The sequence below is a fragment of the Peribacillus sp. SIMBA_075 genome (genome assembly GCF_046534585.1).
Map to the genome: position 1 here is coordinate 17,016 of NZ_JAWRYN010000031.1, position 15,131 is coordinate 32,146.

The 15,131-nt window shown below is 43.8% G+C and carries 11 protein-coding genes; 5 read left to right on the forward strand and 6 right to left on the reverse strand.

The window, feature by feature from the left end; genetic code table 11:
• Positions 1 to 111 precede the first annotated feature (111 nt).
• The 3 genes from SB775_RS19260 to brnQ all read right to left on the reverse strand — a co-directional run bounded on the left by SB775_RS19260 (position 112) and on the right by brnQ (position 4,596).
• Positions 112 to 2,028, reverse strand: a complete 1,917-nt coding sequence (locus SB775_RS19260; protein ID WP_410862812.1) for a vWA domain-containing protein — start codon at positions 2,026 to 2,028, stop codon at positions 112 to 114.
• A gap of 15 nt (positions 2,029 to 2,043) precedes the next feature.
• Positions 2,044 to 2,910 carry an ATP-binding protein gene (locus tag SB775_RS19265; protein ID WP_410862814.1) on the reverse strand — a complete coding sequence of 289 codons (867 nt, stop codon included), beginning with the start codon at positions 2,908 to 2,910 and terminating at the stop codon, positions 2,044 to 2,046.
• Positions 2,911 to 3,264: 354 nt separating this feature from the next.
• The gene (brnQ, locus tag SB775_RS19270; RefSeq protein ID WP_410862816.1) at positions 3,265 to 4,596 is read right to left on the reverse strand and encodes a branched-chain amino acid transport system II carrier protein; all 1,332 of its coding nucleotides are present in this window, start codon (positions 4,594 to 4,596) and stop codon (positions 3,265 to 3,267) included.
• A gap of 373 nt (positions 4,597 to 4,969) precedes the next feature.
• On the opposite strand from brnQ, the gene SB775_RS19275 reads away from it, so the two are divergent.
• Complete coding sequence (locus SB775_RS19275; RefSeq protein WP_089362690.1) at positions 4,970 to 5,536, forward strand: sugar O-acetyltransferase; 567 nt, start codon at positions 4,970 to 4,972, stop codon at positions 5,534 to 5,536.
• 43 nt (positions 5,537 to 5,579) lie between these two features.
• Here the strand turns inward: SB775_RS19275 and SB775_RS19280 are convergent, their stop codons facing one another.
• Positions 5,580 to 6,224, reverse strand: a complete 645-nt coding sequence (locus tag SB775_RS19280; RefSeq protein ID WP_410862818.1) for an SDR family oxidoreductase — start codon at positions 6,222 to 6,224, stop codon at positions 5,580 to 5,582.
• A 348-nt stretch (positions 6,225 to 6,572) separates the two neighbouring features.
• On the opposite strand from SB775_RS19280, the gene SB775_RS19285 reads away from it, so the two are divergent.
• The 3 genes from SB775_RS19285 to SB775_RS19295 all read left to right on the forward strand — a co-directional run bounded on the left by SB775_RS19285 (position 6,573) and on the right by SB775_RS19295 (position 7,866).
• Positions 6,573 to 6,836, forward strand: coding sequence for a CD3324 family protein (locus SB775_RS19285; RefSeq protein ID WP_410862819.1), 264 nt, complete (start codon positions 6,573 to 6,575; stop codon positions 6,834 to 6,836).
• A 159-nt stretch (positions 6,837 to 6,995) separates the two neighbouring features.
• Positions 6,996 to 7,631 carry a FusB/FusC family EF-G-binding protein gene (locus tag SB775_RS19290; protein ID WP_377406033.1) on the forward strand — a complete coding sequence of 212 codons (636 nt, stop codon included), beginning with the start codon at positions 6,996 to 6,998 and terminating at the stop codon, positions 7,629 to 7,631.
• A gap of 100 nt (positions 7,632 to 7,731) precedes the next feature.
• Positions 7,732 to 7,866 (forward strand): hypothetical protein, encoded by a 135-nt coding sequence (locus SB775_RS19295; RefSeq protein WP_410862821.1) that lies wholly within the window; start codon positions 7,732 to 7,734, stop codon positions 7,864 to 7,866.
• Positions 7,867 to 7,936: 70 nt separating this feature from the next.
• Here SB775_RS19295 and gltD read toward each other — a convergent pair whose 3' ends face one another.
• Both gltD and gltB read right to left on the reverse strand, forming a co-directional pair.
• Entirely contained in the window at positions 7,937 to 9,418 is a 1,482-nt protein-coding gene (gene gltD, locus SB775_RS19300; protein WP_410862823.1) for a glutamate synthase small subunit, read from the reverse strand.
• Between the two features lie 16 nt (positions 9,419 to 9,434).
• A complete protein-coding gene (gene gltB, locus SB775_RS19305; RefSeq protein WP_410862824.1) occupies positions 9,435 to 13,985 on the reverse strand; it encodes a glutamate synthase large subunit in 4,551 nt (1,516 codons plus the stop codon).
• A gap of 134 nt (positions 13,986 to 14,119) precedes the next feature.
• On the opposite strand from gltB, the gene gltC reads away from it, so the two are divergent.
• Positions 14,120 to 15,022: a glutamate biosynthesis transcriptional regulator GltC gene (gltC, locus tag SB775_RS19310; RefSeq protein ID WP_061465298.1), complete on the forward strand. Its 903-nt coding sequence runs from the start codon at positions 14,120 to 14,122 to the stop codon at positions 15,020 to 15,022.
• Positions 15,023 to 15,131: the final 109 nt, after the last annotated feature.

Below are 15,131 nucleotides of genomic sequence, written 5' to 3' on the forward strand. Positions count from 1 at the left end.
CATGACAAACAAAAAAACACAATAAGATCCAAATCTGAATCCTACTGCGTTTATCAATTTATCAATCAGGATCTAACATAACTTCCGATTTCATTATTAGTATGTTTCATATCAAATGGTCTTCAGCAGTAGTTTTTTTAACAGCGGTGTAAATTGTTCGGGTAATTCAGCTACACTCGGAATCATTAACCGTTCTTTGCCATAGATATTTTTCATCGTCATTTCTTCACTTTCATCTATGCTGCCATCCGCTAAAAACAGGCCTATGACTTCTATTCCTTTTTTCCTTGCTTCTGATACGGCCAGATGTGTATCGACTATTCCATTTTGATCATAATCGGCAGCTGCCGGCTCACCATCTGAAAATACGAGCAAGAAACGGTTTTTTTCACGTCTCTTTTCCAATTCCATTGTGGCCACCCTTATACTGTATCCGTCCCGGTTGTCTTCCTCCGGTTCAAGCTGCATGATTTTCGCTCCTGAATTCAGATAAAAAGAATCGGAATGGGACTGGATTACATGGAAGTAATTCGGCTGATATCCTTCTCTCACTTCATTTGCATCTTCCCAAAAACCTACGATCGAGTGGGGGATCCTTAATTTTTTCAGCACTTCATGAAACAGGACGACCCCCCGTTTCGTTTCATCCATCTTGTTATGCATTGAAGCCGAGCAATCGATAAGCAATGTGAATACGGCATCCATTTCATTTGAATCCTGGTTCTTTTTATAAAAGACCCTTGGATTTTCTTCAAGTACAAGCGGCAGTAATTTTTTCGATAAACGACCAAAAACCAAATCTTTTCTTGGTGCATTCTTTTTATTTTCCAATGTCTTTTCAATTGTACTGGAGAGTTTTCTCTTAAACGGTTCGATATCGGCAACAAACTCACGATAGCGCTTCTCCTCAGTAAGTGTTGGTATTTTGGCTTCTTTAATTACCTGAACGACGTCTTTATTTTCTTCACCAAATGGATGTTCACCACTTTTGCCAATATTCGTTTGTTTCTTCTCTAGCGTTTCCTGCTGATTGTATTCCTTTTGTTGACTTTCCCCTGATGAGCCCTGAATCGAAGCCAGTGCTTGGTCGGCATCTTCCGCTTCACGCGCACCTCCGCCCATCAGACTTGTTTTCGTTCCTTGCTCCAATTCAAATTGAAGAAAGGTCGAATTATTCTCGCCGTTCTTATTCTCTCGATGCCAAGTCGAGAACTTTTCATCAATGAACTCACTTTTTTCTTCGTCTACATCTTCTGTATCATCGTTCAACAGATCATCATTTCTAGTCAGTTCATCAAATAAGGTATTTGCTAAATACTTCTCCACATTTGCAATTGGGAAGATGAAATATTCATTCATCGTATCCTTGTACCCATCGTTCACACGAAATACGATTTGCTCACAAATCCTCGTGATATCACTGGTGTTAGTGGCTTCAAAGACCGAATGGATGAAGGGTTTGATTTTCTCCAGTTCTTCCAGCTGCCGTACATTGGCCCTGGGGAAAATCGGGTCCGGCCTGTCGGATTGAAGCAGTAAATATATGAGGCAGTATAATTCATCCAGTGCAAAACTTCTTGTGACATTCGTCGCCAATTGGCTTTCGAAATATTGTTTAAGGTAAGCCCTCCTTACCGAAAACCATTTTTTCGTGCCTGGCCTTTCTTTCTTCACCAATTCTTCCAACCGCAAGTCTTCCAATATGGCGAATAATTGGGCTGCAAACTTTGGAAGCGAACTTTCCCCGATGATGTCCTGGTACTCCTTCATGCTCTGGATTGTTGTATGATGCAGCGTACCTATCGCCCTAAGGAGCACGTCTGTTTTCAGCCCGGCTTCCTTCACTTCCTTATTTCCGTTTTCCCAAAAATGGCTGGCTGTTACCTTATACTCGATCAGATCAATGAAAGAGCCATAATTGTATTCGAATTCCAGCTCAGGAATGCCGGATAAAACAGTCGAGAGATCCTGCAGCTGTAAAAAAAGGGCCGTATCAATTATTGAATCATTGAATCGGATATACTTCATGAGGCATTCTCCTAGTTAGAATAATGTGTCAGCCAAGTTCTTCACAAACTCACGCTCGCGTTCCTCGTCCAACTTATCCACAACGGAACGGAGAATTGCCCGTTTCGGCGGGATCAATACACTCAGATCGCAAGCATCGAGCAAAGCCCTGATCGATGCCGCATCTTCAGCCACTTTCCCTTGATTCACGGCATTTATCAAATCACTCGACAGTTTAACGAACAATTCAATGCTTCTTGGATCCTTCAGCTTTGTATTGGTTTCTATCAATTGCTTTAACTGCTCCCCTTCGATATAAGGAACTTCAATGACGACAAACCTATTTTTTAGCGCCTCATTCAGTGGTACTGTACCGACATATCCTTCGTTGATTGCAGCAATTACATTAAAGCCATCTTCTGCAGTGATGACTTCATTCGTGAACGGATTCGTTATCGTCCTTCTGTAATCAAGCACCCCATTGATAAGCGGCAGTGTTTCCGGCTTCGCCATGTTGATTTCATCTATATATAGGAAATAACCGTGAGTCATCGAATTGATCACAGGCCCAGGTACGAATTCTATCACCTGTTTTTCATCTTTATAAGCCAATGTCTTGAAGCCCAATAAGCTTTCGGCATCCAAGTCGACTGAGCAGTTGACACTGAACATTGGCTGGTTGAATAGATTCGATAATGTCTCGGCAAACTTTGTCTTTCCAGCCCCTGTCGGACCCTTCAAAAGGATATTCTTCCCCATGCTCAAGGCCGTAATGGCATCTATCATCAACTCCATCTCGGGAGGTAGATATCCGCCGCTCCTTATCAATTCCTCAAATTGAGCAGGATTCTTTTTGCTTGCTTGTAATATATTTGCGATTTCTATTGGTAATCGATTAATCATTTTGTTCCTACACCCCTTTCTGAACATTTTAAGGCTCTTTCCCATTAAAAACAAACACTAAGGAAAAGAGCTGTCATCAAGACAGCTCCAGTTTGTAGAAAAAAACGTTCAGCTGAATGGAAAGGGTGTGCGCGACTTCTGCGGGAAAAGCGCGTCAAATGGACATCACGGGTGCAAAGGCGCCGAGGGCGGACCTCCCGCGGAAAGCGAGTGCCCTACGTTCCAATCAACAGACCCTCAAAAAAACGGTAGGCAAACTCAATTATTATCGAGTTTGCCTACCGTCTGAATAGCTGTCATCAAGACAGCATCTTTCATGATTTCAAGTTCATTCTCATATAGTTAATGAAGACCTTAATAGGCTTCCTCAGGGTCCCTTTTCATCAGGCTTATCATATAGCCCAATAAACCGCCGATTATGGCAGGAATCACCCACCCTACCCCTACACTATATAGTGGAAGGTATTGAATGAAAAGATCCGAAACAGTTTCCATTTTAATGCCTGATGCCATTAATCCATCCATTATGCTGATGATGGCCGTTAATAATAAGCTTACTAAGTATACCTCCGATTTCCCTTTGAAAAAGGAATGGAAGAACGTTAGCACAATCAAAACGATCGCCACGGGGTAAAGCGCCGTTAACACAGGCACAGTAATGGAAATGAGCTTGGTCAAACCTACATTGGCAACAGCCGCACTAAAAACGGAGAAGATGACGACAAATGATTTATACGAAATAACAGGCAGTATTTTATTGAAGTACGTAGAACAAGCCGTTATCAACCCAATGCTTGTAGTTAGGCATGCTGCGATAACAATCAATCCCAACAACACTGCACCGGCCGGTCCGAAAAAATGATGTGAGGCTTGAGCCAAAACGTCTCCGCCATTATCCAGGTGACCCAGTTTTTCCACACTTGTCGCCCCGACATAAGTCAAGGCCGTATAAACGATCACCAACAAAGAAGCGGCTATTAAGCCGGCTTTCATGCAGAAGCCTAATACTTCTTTTCTTGAAGTGATTCCCTTATCTTTGATTACATTAATGATAATGATCCCAAAAGCAAATCCAGCCAGTGTATCCATTGTCAAATATCCTTCTTTAAATCCTTTAAAGAAAGAATTATCTGAATAATCAGCCGATGGTGGCTGAATTTCACCCATTGGGTTAATAATTGCGACCACAATGAGGATCCCGATGAAAATCAATAATAACGGTGTTAATATTTTTCCGACAACATCCAGCATTTTTGATGGATTGATCGATAATAAACAGGCAATTCCAAAGTATATGATCGTGAATACCAGCAATGGTAAAAAACCGACGTCATTGGAAAGGAAAGGTTTAATCCCTATTTCGTAAGATACACTCCCCGTTCTCGGAAGAGCGAAAAGCGGTCCCAATGATAAATAAAGAACGACCGTGAAAATGATGCCGAACATCGGGTGTGCCCTGCTTGCAAGCGATTGGACATCATTTTTGCCTGAAAAACCAAATGCCAATATTGTAATGAATGGCAATCCAACCCCAGTAATGATGAATCCTAAACTAGCCGACCATAAATTGGTCCCAGCGGATTGACCGAGCATGGCAGGGAAAATTAAGTTTCCTGCACCAAAAAATAAAGCGAAAAGCATTAATCCTGTAACAATAACAAAAGAAAGTGGTGCTTTCTGTGACATAATGAGGCCTCCATTGTTTTAATTCTCTTAAACGAAGAAAAGAGTTGTCCATCAATTTCCGATAAAGGTTAAATGAACTTCTGTCTATTCTACTTATCTGTTAACATGTACTAACATGAAACTATGAAATATACATAACTCCCCTAACTATAAAATCCGATGGAACGTTTGTCAAAACTATTTCATTAATTATTCGGAAAAATCTTTCTTTTCTTACTTCTTTCTATGAAAATGAGTGAGGCATTTAAATTCAGCAGAAAATTTGAGTAAAAAGTACTGCAATTTATTTTGCGAATAAAACGTTTTAATATTCTGACATTTATTAATTCTACATAAATATCTATATAAATACAAGAAAAAAGGAGAAGGAAATATGATTACTGAAAAAGAAAAGATGGTGAACGGGGAACCTTATATGGCTGCTGATCCGGAATTAATAAGGGAGAGGGAAAATGCGAGAAAGTTAACCCGGTTATACAATCAGACAATCGAAAACGAAGGGGATGAACGAACCTCACTGCTGAAACAGCTTTTCGGTTCCATTGGAACAAATATATATATTGAACCTACTTTTCGCTGTGACTATGGATATAACATTACTGTCGGGGAAAACTTTTATGCCAATTTCGATTGTGTCATTTTGGATGTTTGTGAGGTGAAAATCGGCAGGGACTGCATGTTGGCTCCCGGAGTGCATATCTATACTGCCACACATCCGCTGGATCCCTTCGAACGCTGTTCTGGAGTGGAATATGGAAAGCCGGTTACGATAGGGGATCATGTATGGATTGGCGGAAGGGCCATCATCAATCCTGGCGTTACAATTGGGAGTCATTCCGTCGTCGCCTCAGGGGCCGTCGTAACAAAAGATGTTCCTGATGGCGTTGTAGTCGCTGGAAACCCAGCGAAGGTCATCAAGCAAATTGAAGGAATAGAATAGCAGAGCTCACTCGCCCCTGAGTGGCCCTGCCTCCATTTGTCCGTTAAATATTCCTCAATGCTTCCGCAATCACAGTATCCCCAGAGATTAAATCGAAAGAACGCTTGTAGGTATTTTCCTCGGTCAATGACGTAAAAATCGTTCTAGCCACATCTTCCCGTGAAATCGAACCCCTTTCCAATTCTTCAGCGGCAGTCACTTTGCCCGTTCCCGGTTCGTTCACTAGTCCGCCAGGCCGAATGATGGTAAATATTAAATCGCTATGTAACAATGCCCTATCCGAATAGTGCTTGGCCACATAATATGGTTTGATGGCTTCATTCCAGTTTTCGCGATTATTGGCCTGAAAAGCACTCACCATGATGAATCGGTCGATTCCCAAATTTTCTGCCGCTTCAATCGTTTTAACAGCACCATCCAGATCAATCAAAAGCGTTTGATCAGCTCCAGTGCTTCCTCCGGATCCCGCTGTAAATACGATGGCATCACAGCCTTTTGCCGCATTCGCAATCTCATCCACTGAGCCCGTTAAGCTGACGACTGCAGATTCGATTCCATTTTTCTCAAAATGTTGCATTTGTTCTTCTTTACGAATCATTGCCCTTACACTATGATCCGGGCTATCTTTTAATAAATCTACCAGGTGTTTACCGATCTGCCCATTTGCCCCAACTACGAATACTTTCATAAAGTCAGCTCCCATAATGGTTAGTTTGGTTACAGTTCAAATTATTTCATGTACACAGCTCATTTTCAAACAATCAGCCCGTCATACATTGGAAAAAGTTTGGCAACCACCCATATATATTTTATAATAATGACAATACGTGTTCTTTAGGGACATAAAGGGGAGGTGTAAAGATGGCAATAAGAATATTAATGCCACCTTCTGCAGCGTCTCATGCAAAGCCTAGTATTGGAGGCGATACTTTGCATGGGGTTAAATTAAGCTAAACTTAATCGCCCGACTTATCATTTCTAATATTTGGCTTTGCACCTTATTTCATTCTTAAAAAAGAATAAGGGGCTGGCAGAAATGAAATATGTAAAAGCGACGGCCGTTTTGCCTGAAAAGCTGATCGTTGAAATTCAAAAGTATGTGCAAGGCGAAACCATATATATCCCTAAACCTGAAAAGGCCCATCACAAATGGGGAACCCGTTCGGGATCAAGGGAACTGATCGATGACCGAAATGCCACTATAAAATATGCATTCAAAGACGGTCATAGCATCCGCCAATTAGCCGAGGAACATTTTCTCTCCGCGGAAACCATCAAGAAAATCGTTTATTCCAAATAGGATTGCATGTGTAGCACTGATAATGATATCAGTGCTATTTGTATGCCGAGTATGTTTCTTAGTCGTTTTCCCCCTTTTAAAGCAGATATGATTTCTGTAAAGTAAAGAGAAACGGTATCATGTGACAAGTATCGCGCATCAGAAACAGGAGTGAAGAAAATGGAACCTTTTATCAGAAGCGAGCAGTATAACTTCATTAAATCACAAACACAGATTCTCATAAATGGACACGCGACCGCCAACGATAAGGATGTGATCCACACCCTGAAAACAGTCGCAAAAGAACGAGTATTAAGCTTATTCAATGACTTGAGCGAAGAGCAAAAACAACTGCTGGATCCAGTGGATACCATTAAAGATCCCGCACAAGCCGAAGTCTTTCTCTTACAGGTAAAGCCATTTGTGATCCCATTTAAAGAAGTAACCGAAAAAACGATAAAAAAGTTATTTCCTAAGGCAAAAAAATTAAAAGCCCCTTTGTTGGAAAACATGGATTTGAGAGAGATTTCATACTTGGGATGGGATGATGTCGGTTCCGGAAAAAAATTCATCATTGCACACCATCATAATAAACTCACAGGATTGCACGGAACCATTAAACCAACCAACAAAAAAGGAATCTGTGCCATTTGCAGTCGCTTTGAAGAAATAGGGATGTTCATGTCCGAAACAAAAGGAACCGTCCAAGGGACATTCATAAAAAAAGGGAATTATATTTGCCTGGATAGTATGAAATGCAACCAGAACATAACCACTTTAGATAAAATGAATGATTTCATCGAGCGCTTGAAATAGTACGAAAAGGCAATCCTTTAATGGTGAAGGATTGCTTTTTCGAGTTTCGGCCTTTCACTCGTGAGTTTCGGCGTTTTACTCGTGAGTTGGGCGATTACTCGTGAGTTGGGCGATTACTCGTGAGTTTCAGCGTTTTACTCGTGAATTTCAGCGTTTTACTCGTGAATTTCGGCGTTTTACTCGTGAGTTTCGGACGTTTACTCGTGAGTTTCAGCGTTTTACTCGTGAATTTTGACCATTTACTCGTGAATTCCACTTTTCCCACAATAAAAAAAAGAAGCACCATATGGCACTTCTTTTTTCTATTAAGGCAATACCGACGAACCCATTAAGTAGCGGTCCACTTCACGTGCTACTTCACGGCCTTCATTGATCGCCCAAACAATGAGGCTTTGCCCTCTTCTTGCATCTCCGGCGGCGAAAACGCCTTCGATATTCGTTCTGTATTCGCCATAGACGGCATCAATTTTTTGATTGACTGTTTCTACGCCAAATTGAGTTAATAGCGGCATTTCCGTTCCTTCAAATCCGATTGCGATGAAAACGAATTGTGCAGGCCATACTTTTTCAGTTCCTGGAACTTCCCTGAAAATGTACATTCCGTCATCGCCTTTGATTTTTTCCATGGAGATTGTGTGCAGTTCTTTAACGTTGCCATTTTCATCGGCGACGATTTTCTTTGTTTGGATTGAATATTGACGCGGATCTGCACCAAATTTCGCTTCCGCTTCTTCATATGCATATTCAAGGGAAAATACATTCGGGTAGGCAGGCCACATATTATCTGATGTACGGGCCGTCGGAAGGATTGGATGCTTCCCGAATTGTACGACGCTCTTACATTCCTGGCGAAGGGCCGTCGCGACACAGTCAGCTCCTGTATCCCCGCCGCCTATGACGATGACGTCCTTCCCCATAGTGTCTAAAAACTTGCCGTCTTCAAAATTGGAGTCCAACAGGCTTTTAGTCGATGTCGTCAAGTAATCCATTGCAAGGTGAATGCCTGATGCCCCGCGACCTTCAATTTCCAGGTCACGCTGCTTTTGGGCACCTGTGCATAGGATGACTGCATCGTATTGATTTTGCAGTTCTTCGGCTGAAATATCTTTTCCCACTTCTGTATTGGTAATGAAATCGATGCCTTCCTGGGTCAATAATTTGATTCGGCGTGCAACGACATCCTTTTCAAGTTTCATGTTCGGGATGCCGTATGTCAACAGCCCGCCTGCACGGTCTGAGCGCTCATAAACCGCGACCGAATGACCTGCTTGATTCAACTGATCAGCACTCGCCAATCCTGCCGGGCCCGAACCGATGATGGCAATTTTCTTGCCGGTCCTGCTCTCAGGGATGCGAGGCATGATCCAGCCATTTTCAAATCCTTTATCAATGATGGTCCGTTCAATGTTCTTGATGGTAACGGCAGGATCGCTTATCGCTACCGTACAGGACCCTTCACATGGGGCAGGGCAAACGCGCCCTGTGAATTCAGGAAAATTATTCGTTTTCGACAAACGGTCCAATGCTTCTTTCCATCTGCCGCGGTAAACCAAATCATTCCACTCCGGGATCAGATTATGAATCGGACAGCCCGTGGTGACCCGGTTCAACTCCATGCCCATATGGCAGAAAGGGGTGGCGCAGTCCATACACCGCGCTCCCTGTGTACTTAACTTTTCATCAGAGAAAGGAGCTGTATATTCTCTCCAGTCGCTTAAACGAGTGAGAGGATTCCGGTCTTTTGGCTTTTCACGCTGGTAATCCATAAATCCTGTTGCTTTTCCCATCTTTCTCTCCCCTTCCTCACTGCATCACAGCTTGTTTAGTGATTTTTTTATCTTGAACGGCATTCGCTTGAAATGCACTCATGACCGCTTCCTCATCCGATAACCCTGCATGCTTCTGCTCATTGATGCTTTTGATCATCCGTTTGTAATCTTTCGGAATGACTTTTACGAATTTCTTAGCGAAATCCTCCCAGTTCTCCAATACATAAGATGCCTTGGCACTTTCTGTATAATGAAGATGGCTGTAAAGCATTTCTTTTACCTCGTTGGCATCATCCAGATCATCAAGCGTCTCGAATTCTATCATTTCGCCATTGCATAATGCCTTGAATTCTTCTGCATCATCAGCAAGTACATAAGCGATGCCGCCTGACATGCCTGCCGCAAAGTTTTTGCCGACGTCGCCCAGAATGACCACGCGTCCGCCTGTCATATACTCACAGCCATGGTCCCCAATTCCTTCAACGACGACATTGACTCCACTGTTCCGTACGGCAAATCGTTCTCCGGCACGGCCATTAATGTAGGCCTCGCCGCTTGTTCCGCCGTATAATGCGATATTTCCGGCAATTACATTGTCCCCGGCCTCAATCTGATTGCCTGCAGGTGCCGTGACAATGATCTTTCCGCCAGATAAGCCTTTCCCAACGTAGTCATTGACATCACCTGTCAAATACATCGACATCCCTTTTGGAATGAACGCACCGAAGCTCTGGCCCGCCGATCCCGTAAAACGAAGTGTGATGGTATCTTCTGGCAAGCCGAATTCCCCGTAGCGTTTGGATACTTCACTGCCGACGATCGTTCCGACCACACGGTTCACATTGGTAATCGGGAAGCTGACATCCACCTGGGTTTGGTCATTTAAAGCAGGCTCCACAACAGGTAAAATCTCACGGATATCCAAGGATTCTTCGATTTTATGGTTTTGAGGAAGTTGATACGTACGTATTCCCTCCGGTTGGAAAAGAAGTGTCGTCAAGTCCAGATGCTTCGCTTTCCAATGGTTTTGTGCCCGCTCGCTCACTTGTAAAACATCAGTGCGGCCGACCATTTCTTCCACTGTTCTAAATCCAAGCTCAGCCATCGTTTCCCGCACTTCCTCAGCGATGAAGCGCATGAAATTCACGACATGATCCGGATCTCCAGTGAATTTGCTGCGAAGTTCAGGGTTTTGAGTAGCTACCCCCACTGGACATGTATCCAAATGGCAAGCACGCATCATGACACAGCCAAGGACCACAAGCGGTGCCGTAGCAAAGCCGAATTCTTCCGCTCCAAGGATGGCTGCCATGACCACATCGCGTCCCGTCATTAGCTTTCCATCCGTTTCAAGGACGACACGGCTGCGCAGGCCATTCAGCATCAATGTTTGGTGTGCTTCGGCAAGGCCCAGCTCCCAAGGAAGACCTGTATGTTTGATACTCGTTTTTGGTGAAGCTCCCGTACCGCCATCATACCCGCTGATAACGATGACATCCGCGGCTCCTTTAGCCACACCGGCTGCAATCGTGCCTACGCCTGCTTTTGATACAAGCTTGACGCTGATCCTGGCATCACGATTCGCATTTTTCAAATCATGGATCAGCTGTGCCAGATCTTCAATCGAATAGATATCATGATGCGGAGGCGGTGAAATCAGGCCGACACCTGGTGTGGAACCACGGACCTCTGCGACCCAAGGATATACTTTGTTACCAGGCAGCTGGCCGCCTTCACCTGGCTTTGCACCTTGCGCCATTTTAATTTGAAGTTCATCGGCATTTACAAGGTAATGGCTTTTCACTCCAAAACGACCGGACGCAATTTGTTTAATCCCGCTGCGGCGATTATCACCGTTTTCATCCAGTTGGTAACGGCTAGGGTGTTCCCCGCCTTCACCGCTATTGCTTTTTCCGCCTAAACGGTTCATTGCAATCGCAAGTGTTTCATGTGCTTCCTGACTCAATGAACCGAATGACATCGCGCCCGTTTTGAATCGGCTGACGATGGATTCCACTGATTCCACTTCATCTATTGAAATGCTTTGGCGTTTTTGATCGAACGAGAATAAATTCCGTAAAAAACCAAGTCTCTCTTCATTCGCCAAGTTTGAATATTGCTTAAATAAATGATAATCGCCTTTCCGGCAGGCCCATTGCAGTGTATGGATCGTTTTAGGATTGAAAGCATGATGTTCCCCTGTTTTTCTCCATTGAAAATCACTGCCGCTTTCAAGAGTTTGATCATACGAATCAGCTGCAGCCTTCCTATGGCGAATCAACGCTTCTTCCGCTATCGTTTCCAAATCGATCCCACTAAGCTGCGATGCCGTACCGCTGAAATAACGTTCGATTACATCAGCACCGATTCCGACCGCTTCGAAAATTTGTGCGCCGCGATAACTTTGAATCGTGGAAATGCCCATTTTCGACATCACCTTTACGATGCCTTCTGTCAACGATCGTACATACTTCCTTATCGTTTCTTCGTAGCTGATGGCTAAACTGCCTTCCAATACAGCCTGCTTATATGTTTCATAAGCAAGGTACGGGTAAATCGCATCCACTCCATACCCGATCAGGGATGCGTAATGATGGACTTCCCTTACTTCCCCCGATTCAACGATAATGCTCACTTTCGTACGGTTCCCATGACGGATCAGCTCTTGATGAAGGGCGCTCGCAGCCAACAGGGAAGGAATCGCAGCCTTTTCTTTGCTCATATCCTTGTCAGATAATATCAAAAGGCTGACACCATCAGCGATCGCTTGTTCCGCTTCACGGCAGATGCGATCGAGTCCACTCTCTAAATCTTCTGAAAATAAAGTGTGAATGACCTTGCTCCTAAATTCCGGAAAGTCATTTTCTTTCAACTGCTGCATTTGACCTGGCGTCAATACAGGTGAATCCAACTGAATGCGGCGGCTGTTCGTTTCATCCGGTTTCAGCAAATCCCCTTCCGCACCTAGAAATGTCATCGTTGACGTGACGATCTGTTCACGAAGCGAATCGATTGGCGGGTTGGTAACTTGGGCAAAGGATTGCTTGAAATAGTTGAAGAGCGATTGCGGGCGATCGGATAAGACCGCTAACGGAATGTCATTCCCCATGCTGCCCAGTGGATCTTTGCCTTCGTTAATGACCGGCAGTAGATATTTTTGGACATCTTCATACGTGTATCCAAACGCTTTTTGCCTGAATAACAAATCACTCAATGGCTCCCCTTCAAGCACAGGTTCTTCGTCACGTAATTGAACAAGCTGTTCGTCCAGCCATTGCTGGTATGGATTTTCCTGAGCCATTTCCGACTTGATCTCTTCATCGGAAACAATACGGCCTTCCTCTAAATCTATTAAAAGCATTTTGCCTGGGCTTAAACGATCTTTATATAATACATTCTCCGGCTCCACATCGATCACGCCGACTTCGGATGAGAAAATGATGTAATCATCTTTTGTCACATAATACCTTGCCGGCCTTAAACCATTTCGATCAAGGATGGCCCCGATTTGCTTGCCATTCGTAAAGGATATGGCCGTCGGACCATCCCATGGCTCCATGAGCATGCTATGATATTCGTAAAATGCCTTCTTTTCCTTCGTCATATGTGGATTTTCGGTCCACGGTTCAGGAATGAGCATCATGGCCGCGTGTGCCGGCTTACGCCCTGCAAGCACGAAGAATTCAAGTGCATTATCAAGAATCGAGGAATCACTGCCGTCTATATCCAAAATAGGCAGGACCTTTTGCAGGTCATCCCCGAATGCTTCTGAAACAAACTGCTGCTCACGTGCTTTCATCCAATTCACATTACCTCTAAGCGTATTGATTTCGCCATTATGGATCAGGTAACGGTTTGGATGTGCCCGTTCCCAACTAGGAAAAGTATTCGTGCTGAAGCGTGAATGCACTAAAGCGAAAGCAGAAACGAAATCCTCCTGTTGAAGGTCAAGATAAAAGGCATCCACCTGCTCTGGTGTCAACAATCCTTTGTACACGATCGTAGCACTTGAAAGGCTGGCAAAATAAAAACGATTGCCGCGTTCACGAGCCCAGTTTTCAGCTTGTTTTCTGATAATGAACAATTTACGCTCAAAAGCTAAATCATCTGTCAGCCCATCGCTTGCCCCGATGAATACTTGGCGGATCGTCGGACATGTCTCCTTGCCGACCTCCCCGATTTTCGTTGCATCAACAGGAACCGTTCTCCAGCCTAATAGCGTTTGGCCCTCTTGTTCGATAAATGCATTCAAACGAGCTTCGATTTCATTCCGTTCATCATCGTTGTTAGAGAAAAAGAGCATGCCTACTCCATAGCGTCCTTTTGCCGGCAAGTTCATCTCCGGGCATGCCAGCCTGAAATATCTATCAGGAATCTGCACCATTAATCCTGCACCATCTCCTGTAAGGGGATCGCTGCCTTGTCCGCCGCGATGATCTAATTGGCACAGCATTTTCAGTCCTTGTTTGACGATGTCATGTGTAGCAAGCCCTTTTAAATGAGCATATAACCCGATCCCACATGCATCATGTTCAAATTCAGGATGGTAGAGCCCTTGTGCTTTTGGTATTTGATTGTATGTCATATTAATCGCCCCCATCGTATTCTTACACCGGTATGTCACTTACATTTTATTCTAGGTTTTCAAATCGATATAAACAATATATAATTCTAATAGAATCTATCTCAATTTGAGATGGATGGTAGGAGGATGAATAAATGGAACTACGTCAATTACGTTATTTTGTTGAAGTTGCCGAGAGAGAACACGTCTCTGAAGCCGCAGTGCACCTGCATATTGCACAATCAGCAGTCAGCCGGCAAATCTCCAAATTGGAAGATGAGCTTGGGGTTCTTTTATTTGAAAAAACCGGCCGAAATATCCAGTTAACTCCAATTGGTAAAATATTTCTATTTCATGCAAAAACGGCTATACAAGCGATAGAATATGCCAAATATCAAATTGAGGAATTTTTGGACCCTGAACACGGAACCATTAAAATCGGGTTCCCAACCAGCCTCTCCACCCATTTGCTGCCTACCGTCATTTCCGCTTTTAAAGATGAGCAGCCGAATATCGGGTTCCACTTAAGACAGGGATCTTATTCCTCTTTAAAGGAAGCCGTCAAAAATCGCGAAATCGGATTAGCCTTTCTTGGACCAATCCCGATAAACGATCCAGATATCGAAGGTCATATCCTGTTCACGGAAAACATTTCCGCTTTGCTGCCCATAACCCACCCATTGGCGGAAAGGAAGAGTCTGCGCCTAAGTGATTTACGAAATGATCCATTCGTTTTGTTTCCCAAAGGATACATCCTTCACAGTATCGCTATCGAAGCATGCAAAGCAGCCGGTTTCGCACCGAACATCACCTCGGAAGGTGAAGACATGGATTCCATAAAAGGGCTCGTATCAGCCGGAATTGGGGTCAGTCTGCTCCCTGACAGCACCTTTTATGAAGTCACTCCAAGACTGACTGTCAAAATCCCGATCGACACCCCTGAAGTCAAACGGACTGTTGGCATCATCACACCAAAAAACAGGGAATTGGCACCATCGGAAGAACTTTTCTACCAATTTGCCAAAAAGTTTTTCTCTGTTCTCGAGCAATACCAATAAATCATGGTTTTAGAATGTTCCATTCATCTTTCATGCATTCAGCACCATCAGCATTAATATGGTAAAGCCGCCCCTCTTTCCGGAAAAAGCGTATGGAAGCCAGGGGCGC